This window comes from uncultured Alcanivorax sp. (genome assembly GCF_947258575.1).
Lineage (GTDB): Bacteria > Pseudomonadota > Gammaproteobacteria > Pseudomonadales > Alcanivoracaceae > Alcanivorax.
Map to the genome: position 1 here is coordinate 185,424 of NZ_CAMYIV010000010.1, position 23,243 is coordinate 208,666.

Sequence of the window (23,243 nt, forward strand, 5' to 3'; positions counted from 1 at the left end):
GATGCCTCAGCGGTAGGCGCGGTGATCGTGACGTAGGGTGGATTAGCCGCAGGCGTAATCCACCATGCTGTCCTCTGCGAATCATCACCACCCTGAAAAAGGTGGATTACGCCTTAGGCTAATCCACCCTACGCCATTTTGTTGCGTTACAGGTCCGCCGCCTGAATGGCGGTGAGGGCGATGGTGTAGACGATGTCGTCCACCAGGGCGCCGCGGGACAGGTCGTTCACCGGTTTGCGCAGGCCCTGCAGCATGGGCCCCACGCTGATGCAGTTGGCGCTGCGCTGCACCGCCTTGTAGGTGGTGTTGCCGGTGTTCAGGTCCGGGAAGATGAACACGGTGGCGCGGCCGGCCACCGGGCTGTCCGGGGCCTTGGCCTTGCCGACGCTGTCGATGGCGGCGGCGTCGTACTGCAGCGGGCCATCCAGCAACAGATCCGGGTTGGCCTCGCGGGCCAGGCGGGTGGCATCGCGGACCTTGACCACATCGTTGCCGGTGCCGGAATCGCCGGTGGAGTAGCTGAGCATGGCCACCCGCGGGGTGATGCCGAAGGCTTTTGCCGAGGCGGCGCTCTGCCGGGCGATCTCCGCCAGCTGCTCGGCGTCCGGGTCCGGGTTGACCGCACAGTCCCCGTAGACCAGCACCTGCTCGGGCAGCAGCATGAAGAAGATCGACGACACCAGGTTGTATTCCGGGGCGGTCTTGATCAGCTGCAGGGCTGGGCGGATGGTGTTGGCGGTGGTGTTGATGGCGCCGGATACCAGGCCATCCACTTCGTCCAGCGCCAGCATCATGGTGCCCAGCACCACGGTATCTTCCAGCTGGGCGCGGGCCATGGGGGCGTTCAGGCCCTTGTTGCGGCGCAGCTCTACCATGGGTTCCACGTACTGTTCGCGAATGCTGTCCGGGTCGAGAATTTCCAGGCCTTCCGGCAGGGTGATGCCCTGGGTGCGGGCCACGGATTCCACCGCGTCCCGTTTGGCCAGCAGCACGCAGCGGGCAATGCCGCGCTCCTGGCAGATGGCCGCCGCCTGTACGGTGCGCGGTTCGCTGCCTTCCGGCAAGACAATGCGTTTGTTGGCTTCGCGGGCACGCTGCACCATGCGGTAGCGAAATGCCGGCGGTGATAGGGTCAGCTCGCGGGGGCTGCCGCAGCGTTCGCGCAGCCATTCATGGTCCAGATGGCGGGCCACAAAGTTGGTCACTTTCTCCACCCGCTCGCTGTCGTCCACCGGGATTTCCCGGTTCATGCGATTCAGGTTGGTGGCGGTTTCGTAGGAGCCGGTGTCCACCGTCATCACCGGCAAGCCCGCATCCAGGGCGCTCTGGCACAGGCGCATTACCCGTGGGTCCGGCTGGAAGCCGGTGCACAGCAGCAGCCCGGCCAGGGGCACGCCGTTGCTGGCGGCCAGGCTGGCGGCAACGATGATGTCGTCCCGGTCGCCGGGGGTCACCACCAGCACCCGTGGCTGGAACAGCTCCACGGTATTGGGCAGGGCGCGGGCGCAAAGCACGATCTTTTCCATGCGCCGGTGCTCGTCATCGCCGGCATGCAGCACGGTGGCGCCGAGCAGCTTGGCCACGTCGCGGGTGCGCGGAGCGTTCAGTTCCTCCTGCCAGGGCACGCAGCCGAGCAGGCGCAGGTCGCCTTTTTCCAGGGCGGGAAATTGCTGCTTGAGTTGCTCCGGCAGGTTGTCGTCATGGACCTTGTTGAGCACCACCCCCAGCACCTTGTCATTACGGCTGCCGCCAAACTGGCGGCAGTGGATTTCCAGGCTGTCGGCCAGGGTGGACACGTTACCGTCTTCCGGTGCCGCCACCAGAATCACGTCCGCCCCCAGGCTGCTGGCCAGTGCCGCGTTAAGACGAGCGGCATAGCTCACCGTGCGCGTGGGCACCATGCCTTCCACCACCATCACGTCCTTGCCTTCGGCGGCCTGATGAAAGCGCTGCACGATCTGCTCCAGCAGGTCGTCGAGCTGCCCGTCACCAAGGTACTTTTCCGTCTGCTCCAGGGGCATGGGCGCGGGCGGTTCGATGGAGAAGGTGCGGGTGATCAGTTCACTGGATTGTTCCGGGCCGGTGTCGCCGGGGTGGTGCTGGGCGATGGGCTTGCAGAAGCCGATCTTCAGGCCGCCCTGTTCCAGGGCGCGCAGTAGCCCCAGGCTGGTGGAGGTGAGGCCCACGCCGAAGCCGGTGGGGGCAATAAAGTAGATCTGCATTATGTCTCCTTATTGGCGCCGATGGCGGCCAGGGTTTCCTGGGCGATCTGGCGTTCCTCGTTGGTGGGCACCACCAGAATGCGGGGGCTGTTGTCGGCCTGGATTTCGCCGCTGGTGCCGCCCACGCAGCGACGGTTGGCATCGTCGTTGATGGCAAGCCCCATGAGCCCCAGATGGGCCACGGTCTTGGCCCGTACCAGCGGCGAGTTCTCGCCAATGCCGCCGGTGAAGATCAGGCCGTCCAGCCGGGTCAGGGCGCAGGCCTGACCGGCCAGGGATTTGGCCAGCCGATAGCAGAACACCTCGATGGCCAGGGTGGCGCCCTCGTGGCCTTCGTTGCTGGCCTGTTCCAGGGTGCGCATGTCGTTGGATAGCCCGGACAGGCCCAGCAGGCCGCTTTCCCGGCTCAATACCTGGTCGGTGTGTTGGGCCGACCAGCCCCGTTCCCGTTCCAGAAAAGCGTGCAGGCTGGGGTCCACATCGCCGCTGCGGGTGCCCATCACCAGCCCTTCCAGGGGCGTGAAGCCCATGCTGGTGTCGCGGCTGTGGCCATCCTGCACGGCGCAACTGGAGCAGCCGTTGCCCAGGTGGGCAGACAGCCAGCCACTGGTGTCCACCGGTAACCCGGTGAGGCTCGCAGCCCGACGGGTGACATAGCAATGGCTGGTGCCATGGAAGCCATAACGGCGAATGCGCTGTTGCTGATACAGCTCGATGGGTAGCGCGTAGCGGTAGGCGTGTTCGGGCAAGCTCTGGTGAAAGGCGGTATCGAACACCGCCACCTGGGGCAGGTCGGCAAACAAGGCCCGGGCGGCGTCGATGCCCAGCAGGTTGGCAGGGTTATGCAGGGGCGCCAGCGGGCTGGCGGCGCGGATCGCCGCCAGGGCGTCGTCATTCAGTAGGCCGGCGGCGGTGAACTGTTCGCCGCCGTGGACCACCCGGTGGCCGATGGCGGCCAGCCGATCCCCGGCGTAGGCCTGCACCCGGGGCAACAGGGCCTCCAGTGCCTGGCGGTGATCCGCGTCGGCCAGGGGCTCTTCCTGTTGCTCGCCATCCTGCTCCCAGCGCAGTACTGCCTCTGGGCTGTTCAGTCTTTCTGCCAGCCCTTCCAGGGGAAACTCGCTGCTGTCTTCGTCCACCAGGGCGAACTTGATGGACGAGCTGCCACAGTTGATTACCAGTACCAGCGGTGTGCTCATTCCTGCCTCCTTGCCATAGCGAGCTTCCACTATATACAAGGTAAGGCGGAGCTGTATCACCGGGTTGGTGGCGTTAGTGTATGCAGGGTGAAGCTGAGGGGCGAGAGCGGGGAATAATCGATGCTTGTATCGCGAATGAAGGCTGTGTTGCCAACATCTTCGCGATGCAAGCATCGATTATTCGCTACGCTCACCCTTCGGGCCGCCCTCCGGGCGTTACTCCGCTTCGCTCCGTTCCCACAGGGTCAGGTGCCGGCAATATCCAGTACCACTTTGCCTTTGGCGGTGCGTGAGGTGAGCGCGGCCAGGGCCTGCTCGTATTCCTCGAACGGGAACACCTGGCTGATGCGCGGGTTGATCTTGCCCTGATTGAACAGCTGCATCAGTTCCATGATGTTCTGGATGTTGGTCTGTGGTTCCTTCTGGGTGAAGGCGCCCCAGAACACGCCGATGATGGAGCAGCCTTTCAGCAGCGCCAGGTTGGCGGGGATCTTGGGGATATCGCCAGCGGCGAAGCCGACGATCAGCAGGCGGCCGTTCCAGGCCATGTTGCGGATGGCCGCTTCGGTGAACTTGTCGCCCACCGGGTCGTAGATCACATCCACGCCTTTCGGGTAGCGCTGCTTGAGCGCCTCTTTCAGGTCTTCTTCGGCGTAGTTGATCAGGTCATCGGCGCCGGCCTCTTTGGCCACTGCCAGTTTCTCGGCGCTGCTGGCGGCGGCGATCACGGTGGCGCCCATGGCCTTGCCCAGCTCCACGGCCGCCAGGCCCACGCCGCCGCTGGCACCCAGCACCAGCAGGGTTTCCCCGGGCTGGATGTTGGCGCGCTGTTTGAGGGCGTGGTAGCTGGTGCCGTAGACCATGGAGAAGGCGGCGGCGGTGTGGTCATTCATGCCGTCCGGCACCGGGATCAGCTGATTTTCCGGCACCAGGATTTCCTCCGCGAAGGCGCCGTAGCCGGTCAGGCCCATGACCCGCTGGCCGGCTTTGAAACGCTGAACGCCTTCGCCAACAGCCAGCACTTCACCGGCCATTTCGCCGCCTGGTGAAAACGGCAGCTCCGGCTTGATCTGGTACTTGCCTTCAATGATCAGGGTGTCGGGGAAATTCAGCCCGGCGGCCTTTACCCGTACCTTTACCTGGCCTTTGCCCGGCTCGGGGGAAGGGATGTCGTCGATGACCAGCGTATTCGCCGGCCCCAGTTCCTTGCACAAAATCGCGCGCATGTGGTGCTCTCCCGGAAATCAGTTTTTTATGTGTAGGAGACGCTAACGTCGTTGGGGGGATTAGACAAATGCATGGGGTGGATGGGGGGAAATAAAGGCGGCTTATAAAGAATTGTAGGAGCCATGCTCGCATGGCGAATAGCCCTGGGGATGGGCTATCGCGAGCAGGTTCGCCATGCAAGCATGGCTCCTACAGAGGGGGCTTACCGATGCCCGGTGAACTCCACCACCTGCTGGAAGGTGGGGCGGTTTTGCCAGTGGATGGCGGGGACCGTGGCCAGGCCGATGGCGCGGTGCTGGATCTGGTCCTGGCTTTCGTCCACGTTCCAGCTGTCCATGCTGGCGATGCCGCCCAGTTGCTCGATGGCCTGGTTGAGGCTGTCGGCCAGCGCGCTGCGGCAGGTGGCCAGGGCATCGCTGTCGGCGCAGCGCAGGGCCCGGTAGGGGCTGGCGCTGTTGCCCGCAGCCTGTTCCAGCACCCGTTCCAGATAGCCGTAGTAGCCATTGTTGTAGGCGGAGCCGCCGGCACCGGGTTTGTTGTCCCGGCCCATCAGGGACAGGTTGCGGCCATCCACGTCTTCCACCGCGGTGATCTGTGGCAGCAGGGTGTCGATCATCAGCGGGTACCAGGCATCCATCAGGGCCACGGCGGCTTCCTCGTCGTAGTTGCCGTCACCGTCCCGGTCCCGGCGCAGGGCACCATTGGTTACCCAGTCCTGCATCAGGCGGATGGCGCTGTCCTGATCGCCGGTGACCGGTGCGCTTGCCAGCAACGCCAGGGCGGCGGGGACGATTTCCTGGCCGCGCAGGTCCACGGTGGCGGCATCGCCCATGGCTTCCACCATGCGCGCGCGGGTCACGCTGCCTTCCTGCACCAGTTGCTGCAGGCGCACGTCGAGGATGTCGTTGCGGTGGGCGGAGCCATAGGGGGCATGGGCGTCGGCGGCCCACCAGTCCCGCGCCGGACGGTTATTCCAGCTGGCCAGGTAGCCACGCGGCGGGTTGCTCTCCTGGGGGTGGGCCTGTTGCGGAATAAAGCCGTTCCAGTCGTACTGGCCGTTACCCCAGCTGGGCAGTTCCGGGTGGATACCGTTGGCCCGTTGCGGGTAATCACCGGAGTGGAAAAAGGCGATGTCCCGGTCATCGATATAGAACCAGTTGAAGCTGCCGGTGGTGTTGTGGAACACATCGTAGAAGCTGTCTACGTCGTGCACGTCATTGCGGCTGGCCTGCAGGAACGGCAGGGCGGTATCCAGCTCGGCAAAGTAGGTGCTGCGCTGGCGGGTCACCGCCACGGGCAGGCCGGACACGGTGGCAAAGCCGATCACCGGGCCGTATTCCTCGGTGCGGATTACCCGGCGGGTGACCGCTTCGTTCTGACCCACCGCTTGCGGGTCGGTGGAAGAGGCCAGGTTCCAGCGGGCCACCCATTGCTCGTCGATCACATCGAAGGGCTGACACTGGCCGTTGACCTGGTAGCCGCCTTCACCGTGGGCCGGGGGCTCGGCCGGTTCACAGCGCTGCACTACCCGTACGTCGGTGAGGTCGGAGCTGCCGGAGGTGGCGCTCCAGGCGAAGTCCGGGCCGCGCCCGATGACCACATAGGGCAGGCCGGTGAAGGTCATGCCGCGGGTGTTGATATCGCCACCATGGACGGCCATTTCCAGCAGCAGCTGGGGTACAAAGTAGCTGGTCTGCGGGCCGAACACGGCCAGTGGTTGGCCGCTGGCGGAATGCTCCGCATTCAGCAGCAGGGCATTGGACATGACGCTGGGGAAGCCGTCGCGCAGCCCCTGGATACCGGTTTCGATGGCGGCGATGCGCTGCATGGCCTGTTGTTGCTGTTGCTCGGAGAGCGTCTCGTGACGAGTCCAGAGTGCGGGCAGCTGGCGGGTCAGGTTGGCCCACTGCTGTGACAGGGCCTGGCCGCCATCGTCCAGGAAGGACAGGGACAGGATGCCGCCGAGCAGATCGCCCACGGTATCCACCAGGCCGCCGACCACACCGGTGCCGGGCAGGGCCGGTACATTGCCCAGCGCTTCGGGACACTCGGGCTGGCCGGGGCGGCCGCAGGGTTCATGGCTGAGCGGGTCAAAGGTCTGGAAGGAGCCGGCATCGAACAACACCGCGCCGGGGAACTGGCCGGCCAGCTCGCCGCTGAGCGGGCAGATCTCCGGCAGGGTGGGGGGTGACTGGGTGGCGAAGGATGTGGTGGTGGTCACGGAGGATTCCGGATCGGTGCCGTGGCGCAGGTCCTTCCACAGGTCGCAGGCGATCTCCTTGCTGCCGGTCTGGGCTTCCAGGGCCTGCAACAGCAACACATTGTTGTGCTCGTTGCCGCCGCCGCCGGCGAAGATACCCTGGATCAGGGTGGCGATGGCGACCACGTCTTCAATCACGAAAGGTTCCAGTTGTACCCCCAGGGCCACATATTCCACCGGCACTTGCAGCAGCCCGCTGCGGGCGTCGGCCACGTACTGGTTGAGGCCGGCCACATAGTTGGTGGCGTCGTCGAAGACCTGGGCGCCGTCATCACCGAAACGGGCGATGGTGTTGGCGATCATGGTGGTGCGGTCCTCTTCCCGGTAGGGCGCATTGACGGCGATATCCTCATCGAAGGAGAAGTCCGCCGGTCCCAGAAAACGGGACAGCTCGCCACGCCCGGCGCGACGCAACACATCCAGCAGGAACAGGCGGTCGGCGGCGGTCACATAACCGACACCGAACAGGGCATCGCGGCGGGACTCACCGAAAATGTGCGGCACCCCGAAGTTGTCGCGTTTGATATCCACCTGATAGCCGGCGGCATCCAGTGTCTGTTCGCTTTCCCAGTTGCCCGCTTGCGGAGCCAGTAGTGGGGCCGCTTTGAAATAGTCGCCGAGCTGGTCATCGGTCAGCCCGGGTTCGCTGCGCACCAGGGCATCGTAGAGACCCAGCTGATCGTCGAAGTGAGGCTCCTTGCTGAGGGCCGGCACCAGCCCGGTTTCCGCCACCAGGTCGTCGAACAGGGTGCTGAGCAGATCCCCGAGACCGGGAATGTCTGCGCTCAGATTGGCAACGCCGCCGATGTCATCCTGACCCGGGGGCAGGATGTTGAGTACCGTGCCGTAATCCGCAAAGGGAGCGGTGACATTGGAGGGGCGCGGTTCCGGGCCTGTCGGCACTTCCGGTGTTGGCGGATTGCTGGGTGTGGGGGTGTTGCTGACAGGTGCCGGGTTGCTGGAGCCTCCGCCGCCGCAGGCGGCAAGCAGGCTGGTGCTCAGCAAGGCACTGAGTAACAGGCCGGGTTTCATGATGCTCTCCTCGGGACATTATTGTTTTGGTCGGCGAACACTGTTCGCACTAACGTCCCAAGATTGGCATTCCCGCGAGTATGAAAGGAGCCCCGGCAACAAAACAGCAAGAAAAGCCTACCGGCGACTAATCATGTATCGGTGTGTAAAGGAGGGAGGGGCATTGCTGTAGGAGTGTCGCTGGCGGCGCGAACCGGAACGCAGTGCATAAACCCAAAACCTGAAGATCTGTATTTACCACAGAGGGCACAGAGATCACTGAGGAAAAACAGGGTTTTCTCTGTGTGCTCTGTGCCCTCTGTGGTGAAAAGGCTTTTGATCTTGGGTTCGGCTATCGCGCCGCGAGCGACGCTCCTACGGAGAGGGGGGTCAGATATTCTTTTCGATGTGCGCCAGCACGTTGGCCAGGCGGTCGACCAGAATCTTGTTGATGCTCTTTTCCAGTACCCGGCCCAGCTCGTCGCTGACTACTGCGTCGGCCAGTGGACGGATGCGGGTGATGAAGTCGGCCAACTTGGGCACGTCTTCGCCTTCCGGCAGGGCTTCGTCACCGTACTTCTCGTCCACCAGGTGGTGGATGATCATGCCGATGAAACGCTCGGCCAGCTTGTCCACTTCCTCGCGGACCAGGGTCACGTGGGTGAGCACCGCGTCCAGGGGCACGCCCGCTTCGCTGAGTTCCTTGCCGGCGTTGTAGATGCGCGGGTAGGGAATGCGCAGGCGCATGCCCTCGGGAATGATGTAGCCCAGCTTCACGGCCTTGGTCATCACTTCCGGTGTGATGTCTTCGCCGAAGTCATCCAGCAGTTCCTGATAGTCCAGGTAGGACGGTACGCTGGGGGTCTGCCAGGAGGTGACCGCCACTTCCAGGCCGAGAATATCGTTGAGCTCGCGGCCCTGTTCCCAGGCGCTGAGCAGGTCGCGGATATTATTCAGGGTGTAGCCGCGCTCCAGCAGAGCGCCGATGATTTTCAGGCGCGCCAGATGCACATCGGTATAGATACCGGTGCGGCCGCGTTTTTCCGGTGGCGGCAGAATGCCGCGGTCCTGGTAGGCACGCACATTACGCACCGTGGAGTCGGCCTCGCGGGCCAGTTCGTCGATGGTAAATTCCTTGTGGTTGCCGGCTTCGGCCTGAAGCGCGCCTGTCACAGGCTGGGTGTATTTCTTCAGGCTGCGAAGGATTGCGGCGGGATTGCGGTCACTGGTTTTCATGCCCGCGATGATAGCCCGCTTTTTGCACAGGCGCCACAGCCCACAGTCGTTGCAGGTTGGTGATTTAAGACATAAACGTGACGGTGGTCACTTGCGCAGAGGCTGCAATGCAAGAGCAGGGGCAAGGGAAGCGATGTCTGGCATCGCTTCCCATAAAAACAATCGGGCTCAGGGGGTAATGTCCACCAGAGCCAGATTGCGGGCCAGGGACGGGGTGAAGCGTCCCAGCCATTGCATGCCCCGCGCCTCCGGGCTTACCGGCACCACCGCGCGGTTTTTCTCCACCGCCTCGACGATGGCCTGGGCCACCCGGTCCGGAGTAAAGGCGCGGCGTTGATAGAAGGTGTGCGCGTGCTGGCGGCGCCGTTCCTGTTCCTCGTTGTCCACGCCCACAAAACGGGTATTGCGGGTGATGGGGGTATCGATGATGCCCGGGCAGATGGCGCTGACGCCGATGCCGTGGTCGCCCAGTTCGGCGCGCAGGCATTCGCTGAACATCAGCACCGCACTCTTGCTGGTGGCATAGGCAGGCAACATGCGCGAGGGCATAAAGGCGGCGGCGGAGGCCACGTTGACGATATGCCCGGCACGGCCCTGGTCGATCATCTGGCGGGCGAACAGGCGGCAGCCATGAATGACGCCCCACAGGTTCACGCCCAGCACCTGCTGCCAATCCTTCACGCTGGTATCCAGCAGCGAGCCGGACAGGCCGATGCCGGCGTTGTTGACGACGATATCCGGTGCGCCCAGTTCCTTTTCCACCCAGGTCGCCAGGGCTTCCATGGAGCGGGTGCTGCTCACGTCGCACTTGCGGCTGAGCGCATCACCGCCTTCGGCGGTGATGGTGCGGGCGGTGGCAGCAGCGGCCTCGGTGTTGATATCGGTGCATACCACCAGGGCGCCGCGACGGGCGAAGGCCAGGGCGGTTTCCCGGCCAATGCCGGAGCCGGCGCCGGTAATCACCACCCGCTTGCCGCTGTCCGGGCCTTTTATCTGGTTGGCGCTGACTTCACTGCGTTGCAGCGGGCCGGAGGCGGGGGTGCCGTCGATGTGCTGAATAAATTCACGAATCCAGTCGGCGGTTACGTCCGGGTGTTGCAGCAGGGGGCCCCAATGGCCGCAATCCAGCTCCCGACGCCACAACCGGTCGGTCCACTGCGCCAGGTCTTCCAGCATGGCCGGGCGCACATAGTTGTCCTGGCGGGCGACAATCAGTTGTACCGGCACTTTGGTGTGTCGCTCGCGGGGCTTGAGCAGGCAGGGCAGCATGTTGGCCCGGTACAATTCGATGCCGTGGGTGCCGTCCTGGAGCTGGGTGGCACTGGGTTCACTGTCCAGGTTTTCGGTGCGGCGCAGCACTTTCGGCCAGGCCTTGGCCAGGCCGGCTTTCCACAGGGCCGGGGCCAGTACCGGTAATTGAAACGCGCCGATGTACCAGGAGTGGGACAGCTGGTTCAGCACAACGCCGATTTTCTGTTCACGTAGCCGGGCCTTCATCCACTGGCCCACGTGGTCCAGGCAGGGGCCGGACAGGGTGGTGTAGGAGGCGATACGGTTTTCGGCATCCGGGTCGGTCACCGATTCCCAGGTCTGGATGGAGCCCCAGTCGTGGCCCACCAGGTGTACCTTGTCGTTCGGGCTGACGGCGTCCATGACGGCATGCAGATCGTCGCGCAGTTCACGCAACTTGTAGGCGGCACGACCTTGCGGCACGGAAGAATTACCGGCGCCGCGTACGTCATAGGCGACCACTTTGAAATCCCGGCTCAGTCTCTCGGCCACCTTTTCCCAGACGTGATTGGCGTCCGGGTAGCCGTGCACCAGGATCACCGTGGGGCTCTTGTCCGCACTCCAGGTGCGTACGGCCAGATCCACGCCATCACGGCTTACCGTTGTATCGCGCCACTGCACCATCAGGCTGCTTCCTCTTGTTTGTCGTTATTGCTGTTGTCGAGCAGGTGGGCCGGGGTGGCGGTCAGCCAGCGCGGGCCCTGGTCGTCCATGAGCAGAAATTCACTGCTGGCGACACTGTGTTGGCCATCGCTCAGGGTCAGTTGCCACTGCCATAGACCCGCTATCAGCGGGGCTTCGTCGATGCGGTTGCCCTCTGGCAGGGTGCCGGTAAGTGGCACCAGCCGGTAATGCTGGCGCAGGCCGGGGAACTGGCTGGCCAACTGCTGCGGGGTTTCACCCTGATGGAGAGTGCGCGGCAGTTGCTCGCGGATGTCACGCAGCCGCGCGTGCAACGGTGCCAGCACGGAGGCCGGGCCGCTGAGGCTGGCTTTGGCGACATAGCCGTTCTGCACCGCATCGCAACGCAGTATATAGCTCATACCGATCCGGTAGCGGCGCTTTCCCGGTCTGTTCAGGCCAAAGCGACGGCGTGTTGGCTGGCCGGCAAAACGCACCCTGGGCGGGCGGGCCGGATCAAACAGTTGATGGGCGCGCAGCCAGTCGCGGATAAGCAGCTCACAATCCTGTTCGCTCATGCCCGGTTGCAGGGATGCGGCGATAATCTGCAGGCATTTGTCGGCCTGCTCCCGGTTGTGGAGATAAGGGGCCAGAGCCTGGGAAGCCGGGGTCCAGAATGCGCTCATTAACGCCTCCGCCATGTTGTTATGGAATGGAGTCCGATAATTACAGTGGACAATGTCACGGTCAACCGGTGCGATTGGCATTCCCTTGCCGGTAATACCTCCCCAGGGTCAATGCGGCGTGACAATTGCGGTACAGAGCGTTCGCGTGATCTTCACAATTTCCCGGGCCTCCCTTGTTAAGGTGTGCGTCTGAATATGCTTCACACATAGCGGTTGACCCGGCAAAGGCCGGCACTAAGGAGATGAGTGTGCGCCATCAAGCCCAGTCGTTGCGGGGCCTGACAGCCCTGCTTTCCCTGTTGTTAGTGATGCTGACGACAGCATTGCCCGCCCAGGAGGCGCCTTCTTCGGGCCAGGATTATGCAGAGCTGGCGACGCTGCTGGAGAATGATGCCACTCGCCAGCAGCTGATCGATCAGCTGCGCGGTCTGCAGGCTGCAGCCAACCCTGCCCCACTGGGGCTGGAGAGTGAGGTTCCGGTCAGCGACATTGCTGCCCAGTCTCCCAGCGGGCAAACCGCCGAACAGGTATCCCTGGCCCGCCGCATGGCGGCGGCCACCGGCAATCTGGCCGGTGACATGGGGCGCCAGTTCACGGCATTGAGTGGTCTGGTTGGCGGCTGGTTCGTCAGTGATGACAGTGCCGTAGAAGCGGCTGCCACCACTTCGGTGGACATGAAAGCGGTCACCGCTGCGTTGTTGAATCTGGCCATTCTGGTGGTGATCACCTTTGCCGTGTTCTGGGTGCTACGAATGCTGGCGGGTTCCGCCTCTGGCCGGCTCAGCAACTGGGCCCGGGGCGGTTCGGAAAAGCTGGCCATTCTGCGCACCACGGTGGCCGTGGCGGTCGCCGCGCTGCTGGATATCATCGTGGTGGCGCTGGCCTACCTGGGCGGTACCTTCGTGGCGCCGGTGCTGACCGAGCAGCTGGGGGCGGATGCCACCCGGCTGGCCCTGTTCCTGAATGCCTTCCTGATCGTGGAGCTGGCCAAGGCCGGTCTGCGCATGTTCTTTTCCTCCCAGTACGAGGGTCTGCGGATGCTGCCGGTGGCGGCGGAGCAGGCGCGCTACTGCAACCGGTTTCTGGCCCGGGAAGCGGGATTGATCGGCTACGGCATGCTGGTGTTGGTACCGGTGCTCAACTTCAACCTGTCTCCGGCCGTTGGCAGTGGGGCTGGTACCCTGATCATGCTGGTGGCGCTGGCCTATGCCGCCATCGTGATTGTCCGCAAGCGGCAGGTGCTGCGTGAGGCTCTGACTGAGCGTGCCAATGCCAGTTACGGCCCCCTGCGTCTGTCGCTGCTGTTGCTGGCGCGCATCTGGCACTGGTTGGCTCTGGCCTATGCGCTGCTGGTGTTTGCGGTCACCGTGCTGCACCCGGAAACGGCGTTGCCCTATGTGGCACTGGCGACACTGGAGACCCTGATTTATGTGGGTGTCGGGCTGCTGGTGTCGGTGGCGCTGGGACAGCTGATCGGCAAGGAAATCCAGCTATCCGACCGTCTCAATGCCAGCATGCCGCGGCTGCAGGCCCGGGTGAACACCTATGTGCCCACCGGCTTGAAAGTGATCCGCGCACTGATCCTGATCCTGGTGGTGGTACTGTCGCTGGATGCCTGGGAGTTCTATGACCTGGCCGCCTGGTATGCCACTACGGCGGGTGCGCAGACGGTTTCCGCACTGATCGATATCCTGATTATCCTGGCGCTGGCGGCCCTGGTGTGGGTGCTGCTGGCGAGCCTGGTGGAGCACAAGTTCAGCCCACGCGAGGACAGCACTCCTGCCGAGGCAGCCCGCGGCGAGACACTGCTGGGGCTGTTCCATACCACCATGGCCATTACCATCATCATCATGACGACGATGATCGTGCTGTCCGAGATCGGTATCGAGATCGGTCCGTTGATTGCCGGCGCCGGTGTGCTGGGTCTGGCCATTGGTTTTGGTGCCCAGAAGCTGGTTCAGGACGTGATCACCGGGATCTTCATTCAACTGGAGAATGCCATGAACACCGGCGATTTCGTCAGCGTGGGTGGCAATTCCGGTACCGTGGACCGGGTGGGGATCCGCTCGGTGGCCCTGCGGGATCTGTACGGCACCTACCACATCGTGCCGTTCTCCTCGGTGGATGCGGTGTCCAACTTCACCCGTGAATTTGGTAACCATGTGGGCGAATACGGCATCGCCTACAGAGAGAGCATCGATGATGCCATCGTTCAGTTGGAAGCCGCATTCGAAGAACTCAAGGAAGGGGCCCACAAGGACAATATCCTGGCGCCGATGACGGTTGCCGGGGTTACTGCCCTGGCAGACAGCTCGGTGAATATCCGTGTGGTGATCAAGACCACGCCGGGGAACCAGTGGGCCGTGGGTCGTGCCTTCAATCGTCTGGTGAAGATGTACTTCGACAAGGCCGGCATCGAGATCCCGTTCCCCCATACCACCCTGTACTTCGGCGAAGACCGGGACGGCAAGGCACCGGCGGGCAACATCCGCCTGGCCGACGAGCGGGTGGTGTCTACTCAGGATGGCAACGAGGGGTAAGACAGGCGCCTGCCACGGCAGGCGTTGTTGAACATCATTTTTTCACCACAGAGGGCGCAGAGCACGGAGGAAAACCTTTCCTCTGTGCTCTGCGCCCTTTTTGATGATGCTGCCTTTGAATCCCGGAACGTTGCCATTGATTGCGTAGGGTGCACTGAGCTTAAGGCGAACTGCACCAATCCGGCGTTTGCAATGTTGCGGGGCGTTTGCGGCCAAAAAAAAGGGCCGGCATAAATGCCGACCCTGGAGTCACCGGAAAAGGGAGAGCTCGGTGATGGAAAGCGTCAGGCGGCCTCCTCCTTGAGGAGGTCGCCCAGCAAGGCGTCAAAGTTCTTCAATTGTTCGCTGTTGTCGTGATCCCAGGGGTGGAAACCGGGCTTAAACCAGTCGAACCAGGGTTTGGTGATATTGCGGAAAATACCCTTCTTGCCCCAGGTATGCTTCGCCACTGCGCGCCAGCCTTTCAGGTCGGTCAGGCCACCCTTGATACGCACGTTGTGCACGTAGAAGGGAATCATCAGGGCAAAGAAGATGCCGGTGGCGGCCACCAGGGTGCCGCTGCGCAGGGCATAGGCGCCCAGGTTGCTGTCGTCGCCGATGGCTACCTGGTACACGTCGAAGGCCACTGCCTTATGTTCCGTTTCTTCCAGGGCATGCCAGTTCCAGATGGCCTTGTAGCCGTCGTCGGCCCCTTCCAGGATTTCCGGCAGATCGAGCAGGCCGCCACCGAGGATGGCGGTCAGGTGTTCCAGCGCCACCGTGGCGGCCAACTGGAAGGATTGCGGGGAATAGTCCTGCACGGCTTTCAGCAGGCGGGCCACGAAGGCTTCCTGGGCGTACAGGGGAATACCTGCCTGGGCCACGAAATCGTTGTACTCTTCGTGCTCACGACCGTGCATGGCTTCCTGGCCGATAAAGGCAGTAACGGCCTTTTTCAGCTCGGGATCCGTGATCTGGTCACGGTAATTGCGTACGCTGTCGATGAAAAAGCGTTCCCCCACCGGGAAAAACAGGCTCATGGTGTTCATGAACTGGCTGACATTCAGACCGTCCCGGTGCCAGGTCAGGGCCTTGGCCGGGTTCAGGTTGAATTTCAGATTGCGGCGGATGGGAAGAATCGAGATCGCCATGGTGCGTACCTCCGTAACTGTTACATCATTCGATGATACAATTGCTGTGTAACACAGCAAGTTTTTTCCACCGGGAAATGAAAAAAATGGCTCATGATAAACAGGAAGTTGCCAATCGTTTACTGGATGGCCTGATTGACCACCTGCTGGCCACACTGTCGCCGGGGCAGCTGGACGGGCTGATCGAGCAGGAGCTGGATTACGCGTTGGATGTGGCCACCCGCTACACCCTGAACGACTGGGTCAGCGCCGAGCAGATCCGCATTACCGCCCAGAAATATGCGGCGGAAATGGACATCAGTGGGGCCATCCCCGAGCTGGTCGGTGACATGGTGGAGCAGTTCTACGACCACGGTATACAGAGTGACCGCCTCATCGGTGATGTGGTGGACGAGGATGTGGTCATGGCCCTGCTCGACAAGGTGCTGGAGATTCCCCTGTCCCGTCAGAGCATGGCCTGGTTGGGTCGTAACCCGGTGCTGCTGGCGTTGCTGGCCGGTGGCGCCCAGCTGGGGCTGAAAACCCTGCTGCACCAGGGTTTGCCGCCAGCGCTGCACGAGCAGCTGCGCAAGCGCCTGCCGGCCCGCTGGCTGGGCAGCCTGGAAGTGCGTTTGCAGGAGTGGTTGATCAAGCGCACTGAACAACTGCTCAGTGACCCCTGGCTGTACCGGGATGAAAACCTGGACGAGTTGCGTGAGCTGGTGCTGGTGGCCTGGCAGGAATTCTCACTGCGCCCGGTTGCCGAGCTGCGCGAACTGATCAGCAGCGAGGATATCCAGGAATTGTTCGTGATCGGTTTCGAGTACTGGCGCGATCTGCGTCATACCGACTACTTCATCGCCATGCTGGAGTCCGGGGTCAACGCCTTCTTCGACAAGTACGGCGACACCACCCTGATGGACCTGCTGGACGAATTGGGCGTCACCCGCGAACTGATGCTCGACGACGCCCGCCGCTTCCTGCCCCCGGTCATGGAAAAACTGCGCGCCGAAGGTCTGCTTGAGGCGTGGCTGCGCAGACATCTGGAGGGGTATTTTCAGCGGCCGGAGACGCTCGAACTTCTTTAGTGAACAGTTAACAGTGAATAGTTAACAGCCACGCGATCAGCGTTGGGCTGTATCTGAAACGCAAGAGGCCGCGCCCAGAATATGGGCGCGGCCTCTTGTGTTTCAGACCCCACGGCGAGATCGCCGCGCGCTGTTAACTGTTCACTATTAACTGTTAACTATCCAACGCCTTCCTATACGCCTGCGTATGCAGCAACTCCACCAGCTCTTTCTCCGGCACCGGGCGGCTGATCAAAAAGCCCTGGATGCTGTCGCAGTGCATGTCGCGCAGGATGCTCAGGTGGGCTTCGGTTTCCACCCCTTCGGCGACTACGTTCATCTGCAGGCTGTGGGCCATGTCGATGATGGCGCGGGTGATGGCAGCGTCGTCCGGGCTCTTGTCCAGATCCATGATGAAGGAACGGTCGATCTTCAGGGTATCCACCGGGAAACGCTTCAGGTAACTCAGTGAGGAATAGCCGGTGCCGAAGTCGTCCAGGGCCAGCTCGATGCCACGGGTACGCAGCTGCTGAAGCAGTTCGATGTTCTGCTCCATGTCTTCCATGATCAGGCTTTCGGTGAGCTCCAGTTCCAGCAGGTGGGCGGGCAACTCGGTGCTTTCCAGTACCCGGTCGACGATCTCGGCCACATTGCCCTTGCGGAACTGGTGCGCCGACAGGTTCACCGATACACAGATATTGCCCAGCCCCTGTTTGTACCACTGGTGGGCCTGGCGGCATGAACGTTCCAGCACCAGCTCGCCAATGGCGGAGATCAGCCCGGTTTCCTCGGCCAGGGGAATGAAATCCGCCGGCGGCAGCAGGCCCATGGTCGGGTGTTGCCAGCGCACCAGCGCTTCTACTGAGGTAATGCGGTTGCTGGCCAGGTCCATCTTCGGCTGGTAATAGACCACGAATTCGTTCTTGAAGATGGCCTTGCGCAGGCTGGTTTCCAGGGCCAGCTGTTCCACCGAGGCCACGCGCATGTTGCTGCGGTAGAATTGGAAGTTGTTACCGCCGCTGCGCTTGGCCTGGTACACCGCCATGTCTGCCTGATTGATCATGCTCTGGGCTTCCTTGGCGGTGTCCGGGAACACACTGATGCCAACGCTGGCGCCTAGCAGCAGTTCGTGGCCATCAATCATGAAGGGCTTCTTCATGGCATTGATCAGCTTCTGGCAATGCTGGCTGATGGCCCCTTCGCCGCCGTGGTTTTCCAGCAGCAAGGTGAATTCGTCACCGCCCACCCGGGCGAGATTTTCTTCGCCACCGGCGTGCTGGCCCATGCGCTCGGCGGCGGCCTTGAGCAGACGGTCACCGATTTCATGGCCCAGGGATTCGTTGATCGGTTTGAAGCGGTCCAGGTCGATCATCAGCAGCGCCACCTTTTCCCGGTTCAGTCGTGCCAGGGTCAGGGACTTGTGCAGGTGTTCGCGGAACTGGGTGCGGTTGGCCAGGCCGGTGAGGCGATCGTAATTGGAAAGGAACTGTAGCTGCTGTTCCGTTTCCTTGCGGGTTGTCAGGTCGGACATCATGCCGACAAAGCGGATCACCTTTTTGTGTTCGTCGCGAACCGCACTGACCTGAAGCCATTCCGGGAAGGGCTCGCCATTCCGGCGGGTTTCGTTGATTTCCCCTTCCCAAAAACCGTTCTCTTTCAGGGCGGCGGTAATCATCTTGTAGGTGTCGCGGTTGGCGGCGGTTTCCTGATGATCCAGCACCTGCTTGCCCAGCACCATGGATTCGCTGTAACCGGTAATCTGTTCGAAGCGCGCATTCACCGCCAGGAAACGGAACTTGTGGTCGAGGATGAAGATGCCTTCTGGGGCGTTGTCGAACACGGTGGCGGCCAGCCTGAGCTGCTCCTGGCTCTGGCGGTCTTCAGTGATATCCCGGCGGGTGCCGATCATGCGCAGGGCGCGGCCCTGATCAGACCATGTCACCACCCGGCCCTCGTCCTCGATCCAGCGCCAGCTGCCATCCGCATGGCGCAGCCGATACACCGCATGGTAACGGTCATCCTGGCCTTTGAAGTGGGACACCATGGCGCGGCGGATGCGGGTCAGGTCTTCCGGGTGAACCAGGGTTTCCAGATCGCCAAAGAAGTTCTTGAAGTAGGCGCCGTCGTAGCCCAGCAGGCGGTCGAAGTTGGTGTGGTAGTTGCGACCGGTATCCAGCATCCAGTCCCACAGGCCGATATTGCTGGCTTCCAGCGCCAGTTCCAGCCGTTCACCGGTGGCCGCCAGGGCCTGGTTGGTTTCGCCCAGGGCCCGGGTGCGCTCCTGCACCATGGATTCCAGTCGCTCGTTGGTTTCCTGCAGGCGCTGGCGGGCTTCCTTGCGTTCGTAGATTTCCTGGGCCAGCTTCTCGTTGAGTGCTTCCGCGTCGCTGCGAGCCCGGTTCAGATAGTCGATCAGCGAGCGGTTGCTGGCCTGCAGCATCATGGCCTGGTGGCCGGTCTGATTGATGCGTCGGGCGGCGAACAGGAAGAACAGCGCCAACAGGAACATCAGCAGCATCAGCGACAGCTGGCCATGGGCCTGGGTTTCCGAGAGCCGCAGCATGCCGGGACCGAGCAGCATCAGCAGATATAGAAAAACGGTGGGGAAGTGACTGCTATAGGCGGCCAGGGCCATGGTGCTCAGGCCCAGTCCCAGGCAGGCAATGGTTAGCTGGGCGGCCAGCATGTCGCTGGCAAACAGGGTATCCAGTGGATTGAACAGGTAACCGGCCGCGCCCAGGATTAGCGGGGTGCTCAGGGCGATGGCAGAAAGAATGCGACGGCAATGGGGGGTGGCCAGGTCGTCGCGCAGACGCCGATGGCAGAGGGGCAGGGCGATCATCTTGCCGACCTGAACGGCAGCCACCAGGCCCAGCCAGATCAGCAGGTGCTGGCGGGGAATGGGTGTGCTCCAGTAGGCCCATACCAGTGTGACGGCACTGGCGATTTCCAGCAGCATCAGTACCGCAATGCCACTGAGTAACAGTTGGCACTGTTCAGTGACCACGCCATTGAACGGCGGAGCGGTTCGGGTTTGCGGAGACTGCGAAGACACCTTGATTATTATCCTCTGGCTTTTAGCCGAGTGTTTTTCTTTGTCAGTTTACCTATCGGCGATGCCAAGGGAAACCGCCATCTCACTATCGATAGTGGCGTATTGCCATGTCACAGGGATTCCTCTGGCCGGGTTCAGTATGCAGGCATCGCGCCAGCGGACATTCTGCTAAACTCCCGCGCCATGGATGACGTAACTTCCCTTATTGATGGCCTGAACCCGGCCCAGCGCGATGCGGTGGCTGCCGATGACCGACATTTATTGGTGCTGGCCGGTGCCGGCTCGGGCAAGACCCGGGTGCTGGTGCACCGCATCGCCTGGCAGATCGCCACCGAGCAGGCCTCGCCGTTCGGTATTCTGGCGGTGACCTTTACCAACAAGGCCGCTGCCGAAATGCGCGGGCGTATCGAGCAGCTGCTGGACATGTCCGCCGACGGCATGTGGGTGGGCACCTTCCACGGCATTGCCCATCGCCTGCTGCGCGCCCACTGGCAGGAAGCGGGCCTGCCCCAGGGGTTCCAGATCATCGATGCGGATGACCAGATTCGTCTGATCAAGCGGGTGATCAAGGAACTGGGGCTGGACGAGCAGCGCTGGCCGGCCCGTCAGGCCACCTGGTTTATCAACGGTCAGAAGGATGAAGGCCTGCGTGCCAAGCACATGGACGCCAATGGCGACCTGTTCGTGCAGACCATGCAGAAGATCTACTCCGGCTACGAAGAAGCCTGCGAGCGCAGTGGCCTGGTGGATTTCAACGAAATGCTGCTGCGGGTGCTGGAGCTGTTCCGCGATAACGATGGCCTGCGTGGCCATTATCAGCGCCGCTTCCGGCACATTCTGGTGGACGAGTTCCAGGATACCAACAGCATCCAGTACGCCTGGCTGCGGTTGCTGGCCAACGACGATAACGCCGTGACCATCGTCGGTGATGATGATCAGTCCATCTACGGCTGGCGCGGTGCCAAGATCGAGAACATCCACAAGTTCAGCCGCGATTTCCCGGATACCCGCACCATTCGCCTGGAGCAGAACTACCGCTCCACCGGCACCATCCTGAAAGCCGCCAACGCCGTGATCGGTAACAATGCCGACCGGCTCGGCAAGGAACTGTGGACCGAGGGCAGCGACGGCGACCCGATTCGCCTCTATGCCGGTTTCAATGAAGTGGACGAAGCCCGCTTTATTGCCGGGCGGGTGGAGAAGCTGTTTCAGGAAGGCACCGCACGGCGGGAAATGGCGGTGCTGTACCGCTCCAACGCCCAGTCCCGGGTACTGGAAGAAGCCTTTTTGCAGGCCGGCATTCCCTACCGCATTTACGGTGGTCAGCGCTTCTTCGAGCGTGCCGAGATCAAGAATGCCCTGGCCTACCTGCGTCTGCTCAGCCATCGCGATGCGGACGCGGCCTTCGAACGGGTGGTGAATACGCCCACCCGGGGCATCGGCAACAAGACCCTGGAAAGCCTGCGCGAGCTGGCGCGTCAGCGTGGCGTGTCCCTGTGGGCGGCGGCCCAGGCGCTGATCAGTGAGCAGTTACTTACCGCTCGTGCCACCAATGCCCTGGCGGTGTTCCTGAACCTGGTGGTGCAGCTGGAGCAGCAGTGCGACGGCCTGTCGCTGGCGGAAACCACCGAACACGTGATCGAAGCCAGCGGCCTGGTGGATTTCCATGGCAAGGAAAAAGGCGAAAAGGGCCAGCAGCGTCTGGAAAACCTGCGCGAACTGGTCTCTGCCACCCGGGAATTCGGTGACGAGGATGAAGACTCCGAACTGGACAGCCTCACCGCCTTTCTGGACCACGCCGCTCTGGAATCCGGCGAGGGCCAGGCCGACGCCCACGAGGACGCGGTGCAGATGATGACCCTGCACTCCGCCAAGGGCCTGGAGTTCCCGGCGGTGTTCATCTGTGGCATGGAGGAAGGTCTGTTCCCCCACCAGATGTCCAGCCAGGAGCCGGGCCGCATGGCCGAAGAGCGGCGTCTTTGCTACGTGGGCCTGACCCGCGCCATGCGCGAGTTGTACCTGACCCATGCGGAAAGCCGTCGTCTGTACGGCAATGAAAACCACAATCCGCCCAGTCGCTTCCTGCGCGAGATCCCCGCCGAGTTTCTGGAAGAAATCCGCGCCCGGGCCGGCTTCAGCCGGCCGGTGGGCGGCGCGTCGCGGCCGATTCGGGAAACCGAGTCCAATGGCATCAACCTGGGCGCGCGGGTATTGCACCCGAAATTCGGCGAAGGCACCGTATTGCACTTCGAAGGCCAGGGCCCCAACGCCCGGCTGCAGATCAATTTTGACGGCGCCGGCACCAAGTGGCTGGTCAGCCAGTACGCCCGGCTGGAAGTGATATAACGCCGAATGCCTGAGGCAGGACGCTACACCAGCGTCCTGCCTCAGGCATCCGGCGAGAAAAATAACCCGAAAGCGGCAGTGTGCTGCCGCCCTTTATCGGAGGAACTACCTTGGATCGTCGTAAATTTGTTTCCGCCCTGGGTCTGGGGTTGGGTGGCCTGGCGCTGGCCGGCTGCGAACAGAAAGATTGCCCGCCCGTGGACGGTCAGGCTGCCGCCGGCACGCAGCCGGAAAAGAAAAAGCCCGAACAGCAGACCTACGAATGGAAAATGGTCACCACTTGGCCGAAGAACTATCCCGGCCTGGGGGCTGGCGCCAACCGCTTTGCCAAGCGGGTGGAAGAGATGTCTGCCGGGCGTATCAAGATCAAGGTCTATGGCGCCAAGGAACTGGTGCCGGCCTTTGAAGTGTTCGATGCGGTGCGCCAGGGCAGCGCCGAGATGGGTCATGGGGCCGCCTACTACTGGAAAGGCAAGCACCCGGCCACGCCGTTCTTTACCGCCGTCCCCTTCGGGCTTACGGCCCAGGAAATGAATGGCTGGTTGCACCATGGTGGCGGTCAGAAACTGTGGGACGATCTCTACGCTCAGTTCAATCTCAAGCCGTTTGCCTGTGGCAACACCGGCACCCAGATGGCGGGTTGGTTCAACAAGGAAATCAACAGCGTGGAGGACCTGAAGGGTCTGAAGATGCGTATGCCGGGCCTCGCCGGAGAGGTGCTGGGCAAGGTGGGTGCCACGCCAGTGCAGTTGCCGGGTGCCGAGGTGTTCACCTCCATGCAGACCGGTGCCATTGATGCGGCGGACTGGGTCGGCCCCTACAACGATCTGACCTTTGGCCTGCACCGGGTCGCCGAGTACTACTATTACCCGGGTTGGCAGGAGCCGGGCCCGACTCTGGAACTGACCATCAACAAGACGGTATGGGACAGCTTGCCGGCGGACCTGCAGGCGATCATCCGTTACGCCGCCCAGTCGGAAAACCAGGACATGCTCGACGAGTACACCGCCCAGAACAACGCGGCCCTCCAGGAGCTGGTCAACAAGCACGGGGTGAAACTGCGCCGGTTGCCCGATGATGTCCTCAAGGCACTGAAGGAGGCCAGCGACGAGGTGATCGAAGCGCTTGTGGCCGACAACAGCGAAGCGCGCAAGGTGTACGAGTCCTACCGCAGGTTCCGCGACGAATCCGTGGAATACATGGCGGTGGCCGAGCAGTCGTATATGAACGTGCGGAGTGAGTTAGCCAAGGGTTGAGCGGAGACTGCTCTAGAGAAAACCGAACCCCAGCCGTAGGAGCGTCGCTGGCGGCGCGATAAAAGACCAGGATCAAAAGCCATTTCACCACAGAGGGCACAGAGCACACAGAGAAAAA

At 62.5% G+C, this 23,243-nt stretch carries 13 protein-coding genes; 4 read left to right on the forward strand and 9 right to left on the reverse strand.

The features are described 5' to 3' along the window. Positions 1–146 precede the first annotated feature (146 nt). The 7 genes from pta to Q0Y02_RS10630 all read right to left on the reverse strand — a co-directional run bounded on the left by pta (position 147) and on the right by Q0Y02_RS10630 (position 11,752). Positions 147–2,222, reverse strand: a complete 2,076-nt coding sequence (pta, locus tag Q0Y02_RS10600) for a phosphate acetyltransferase (protein WP_297767806.1) — start codon at positions 2,220–2,222, stop codon at positions 147–149. Further along, entirely contained in the window at positions 2,222–3,421 is a 1,200-nt protein-coding gene (locus Q0Y02_RS10605; protein ID WP_297767809.1) for an acetate kinase, read from the reverse strand. Before Q0Y02_RS10605 ends, pta begins: the two co-directional genes overlap by 1 nt. 245 nt (positions 3,422–3,666) lie before the next feature. Further along, positions 3,667–4,647: an NADPH:quinone oxidoreductase family protein gene (locus tag Q0Y02_RS10610; protein WP_297767813.1), complete on the reverse strand. Its 981-nt coding sequence runs from the start codon at positions 4,645–4,647 to the stop codon at positions 3,667–3,669. 203 nt (positions 4,648–4,850) lie between these two features. After that, positions 4,851–7,940: a penicillin acylase family protein gene (locus Q0Y02_RS10615; protein ID WP_297767816.1), complete on the reverse strand. Its 3,090-nt coding sequence runs from the start codon at positions 7,938–7,940 to the stop codon at positions 4,851–4,853. Between the two features lie 369 nt (positions 7,941–8,309). Further along, a complete protein-coding gene (locus tag Q0Y02_RS10620) occupies positions 8,310–9,155 on the reverse strand; it encodes a MerR family transcriptional regulator (protein WP_297767819.1) in 846 nt (281 codons plus the stop codon). A gap of 168 nt (positions 9,156–9,323) precedes the next feature. Then, positions 9,324–11,069, reverse strand: coding sequence for an SDR family oxidoreductase (locus tag Q0Y02_RS10625; protein WP_297767822.1), 1,746 nt, complete (start codon positions 11,067–11,069; stop codon positions 9,324–9,326). Then, positions 11,069–11,752 carry a hypothetical protein gene (locus Q0Y02_RS10630; RefSeq protein WP_297767826.1) on the reverse strand — a complete coding sequence of 228 codons (684 nt, stop codon included), beginning with the start codon at positions 11,750–11,752 and terminating at the stop codon, positions 11,069–11,071. Before Q0Y02_RS10630 ends, Q0Y02_RS10625 begins: the two co-directional genes overlap by 1 nt. Before the next feature lie 242 nt (positions 11,753–11,994). Here Q0Y02_RS10630 and Q0Y02_RS10635 point away from each other — a divergent pair, with 242 nt between their 5' ends. Then, positions 11,995–14,292 (forward strand): mechanosensitive ion channel domain-containing protein, encoded by a 2,298-nt coding sequence (locus tag Q0Y02_RS10635; protein ID WP_297767828.1) that lies wholly within the window; start codon positions 11,995–11,997, stop codon positions 14,290–14,292. A gap of 284 nt (positions 14,293–14,576) precedes the next feature. Here the strand turns inward: Q0Y02_RS10635 and Q0Y02_RS10640 are convergent, their stop codons facing one another. After that, positions 14,577–15,422, reverse strand: coding sequence for a metal-dependent hydrolase (locus tag Q0Y02_RS10640; protein WP_297767831.1), 846 nt, complete (start codon positions 15,420–15,422; stop codon positions 14,577–14,579). A gap of 86 nt (positions 15,423–15,508) precedes the next feature. Between Q0Y02_RS10640 and Q0Y02_RS10645 the strand changes: the two genes are divergently transcribed. Further along, positions 15,509–16,489: a hypothetical protein gene (locus Q0Y02_RS10645; RefSeq protein WP_035245589.1), complete on the forward strand. Its 981-nt coding sequence runs from the start codon at positions 15,509–15,511 to the stop codon at positions 16,487–16,489. A 154-nt stretch (positions 16,490–16,643) separates the two neighbouring features. Here Q0Y02_RS10645 and Q0Y02_RS10650 read toward each other — a convergent pair whose 3' ends face one another. Then, on the reverse strand, positions 16,644–19,523 hold the full coding sequence (locus Q0Y02_RS10650) for a GGDEF domain-containing phosphodiesterase (protein WP_297767835.1): 2,880 nt from the start codon (positions 19,521–19,523) through the stop codon (positions 16,644–16,646). A 183-nt stretch (positions 19,524–19,706) separates the two neighbouring features. Between Q0Y02_RS10650 and uvrD the strand changes: the two genes are divergently transcribed. Together uvrD and Q0Y02_RS10660 are read left to right on the forward strand one after the other, a co-directional pair. After that, complete coding sequence (gene uvrD, locus Q0Y02_RS10655; protein WP_297767838.1) at positions 19,707–21,869, forward strand: DNA helicase II; 2,163 nt, start codon at positions 19,707–19,709, stop codon at positions 21,867–21,869. A 110-nt stretch (positions 21,870–21,979) separates the two neighbouring features. Continuing rightward, positions 21,980–23,125, forward strand: a complete 1,146-nt coding sequence (locus Q0Y02_RS10660; protein ID WP_273009165.1) for a TRAP transporter substrate-binding protein — start codon at positions 21,980–21,982, stop codon at positions 23,123–23,125. Positions 23,126–23,243 lie beyond the last annotated feature (118 nt).

What these genes read in the sequence shown, in the direction of transcription:
- Q0Y02_RS10635 (WP_297767828.1), top strand. Translation starts at nt 11,995, where the DNA reads ATGAGTGTGCGCCATCAAGCCCAGTCGTTGCGGGGCCTGACAGCCCTG.
- Q0Y02_RS10610 (WP_297767813.1), bottom strand. Translation starts at nt 4,647, where the DNA reads ATGCGCGCGATTTTGTGCAAGGAACTGGGGCCGGCGAATACGCTGGTC.
- Q0Y02_RS10645 (WP_035245589.1), top strand. Translation starts at nt 15,509, where the DNA reads ATGGCTCATGATAAACAGGAAGTTGCCAATCGTTTACTGGATGGCCTG.
- Q0Y02_RS10605 (WP_297767809.1), bottom strand. Translation starts at nt 3,421, where the DNA reads ATGAGCACACCGCTGGTACTGGTAATCAACTGTGGCAGCTCGTCCATC.
- pta (WP_297767806.1), bottom strand. Translation starts at nt 2,222, where the DNA reads ATGCAGATCTACTTTATTGCCCCCACCGGCTTCGGCGTGGGCCTCACC.
- Q0Y02_RS10615 (WP_297767816.1), bottom strand. Translation starts at nt 7,940, where the DNA reads ATGAAACCCGGCCTGTTACTCAGTGCCTTGCTGAGCACCAGCCTGCTT.
- Q0Y02_RS10625 (WP_297767822.1), bottom strand. Translation starts at nt 11,069, where the DNA reads ATGGTGCAGTGGCGCGATACAACGGTAAGCCGTGATGGCGTGGATCTG.
- Q0Y02_RS10640 (WP_297767831.1), bottom strand. Translation starts at nt 15,422, where the DNA reads ATGGCGATCTCGATTCTTCCCATCCGCCGCAATCTGAAATTCAACCTG.
- Q0Y02_RS10630 (WP_297767826.1), bottom strand. Translation starts at nt 11,752, where the DNA reads ATGAGCGCATTCTGGACCCCGGCTTCCCAGGCTCTGGCCCCTTATCTC.
- Q0Y02_RS10620 (WP_297767819.1), bottom strand. Translation starts at nt 9,155, where the DNA reads ATGAAAACCAGTGACCGCAATCCCGCCGCAATCCTTCGCAGCCTGAAG.
- uvrD (WP_297767838.1), top strand. Translation starts at nt 19,707, where the DNA reads ATGGATGACGTAACTTCCCTTATTGATGGCCTGAACCCGGCCCAGCGC.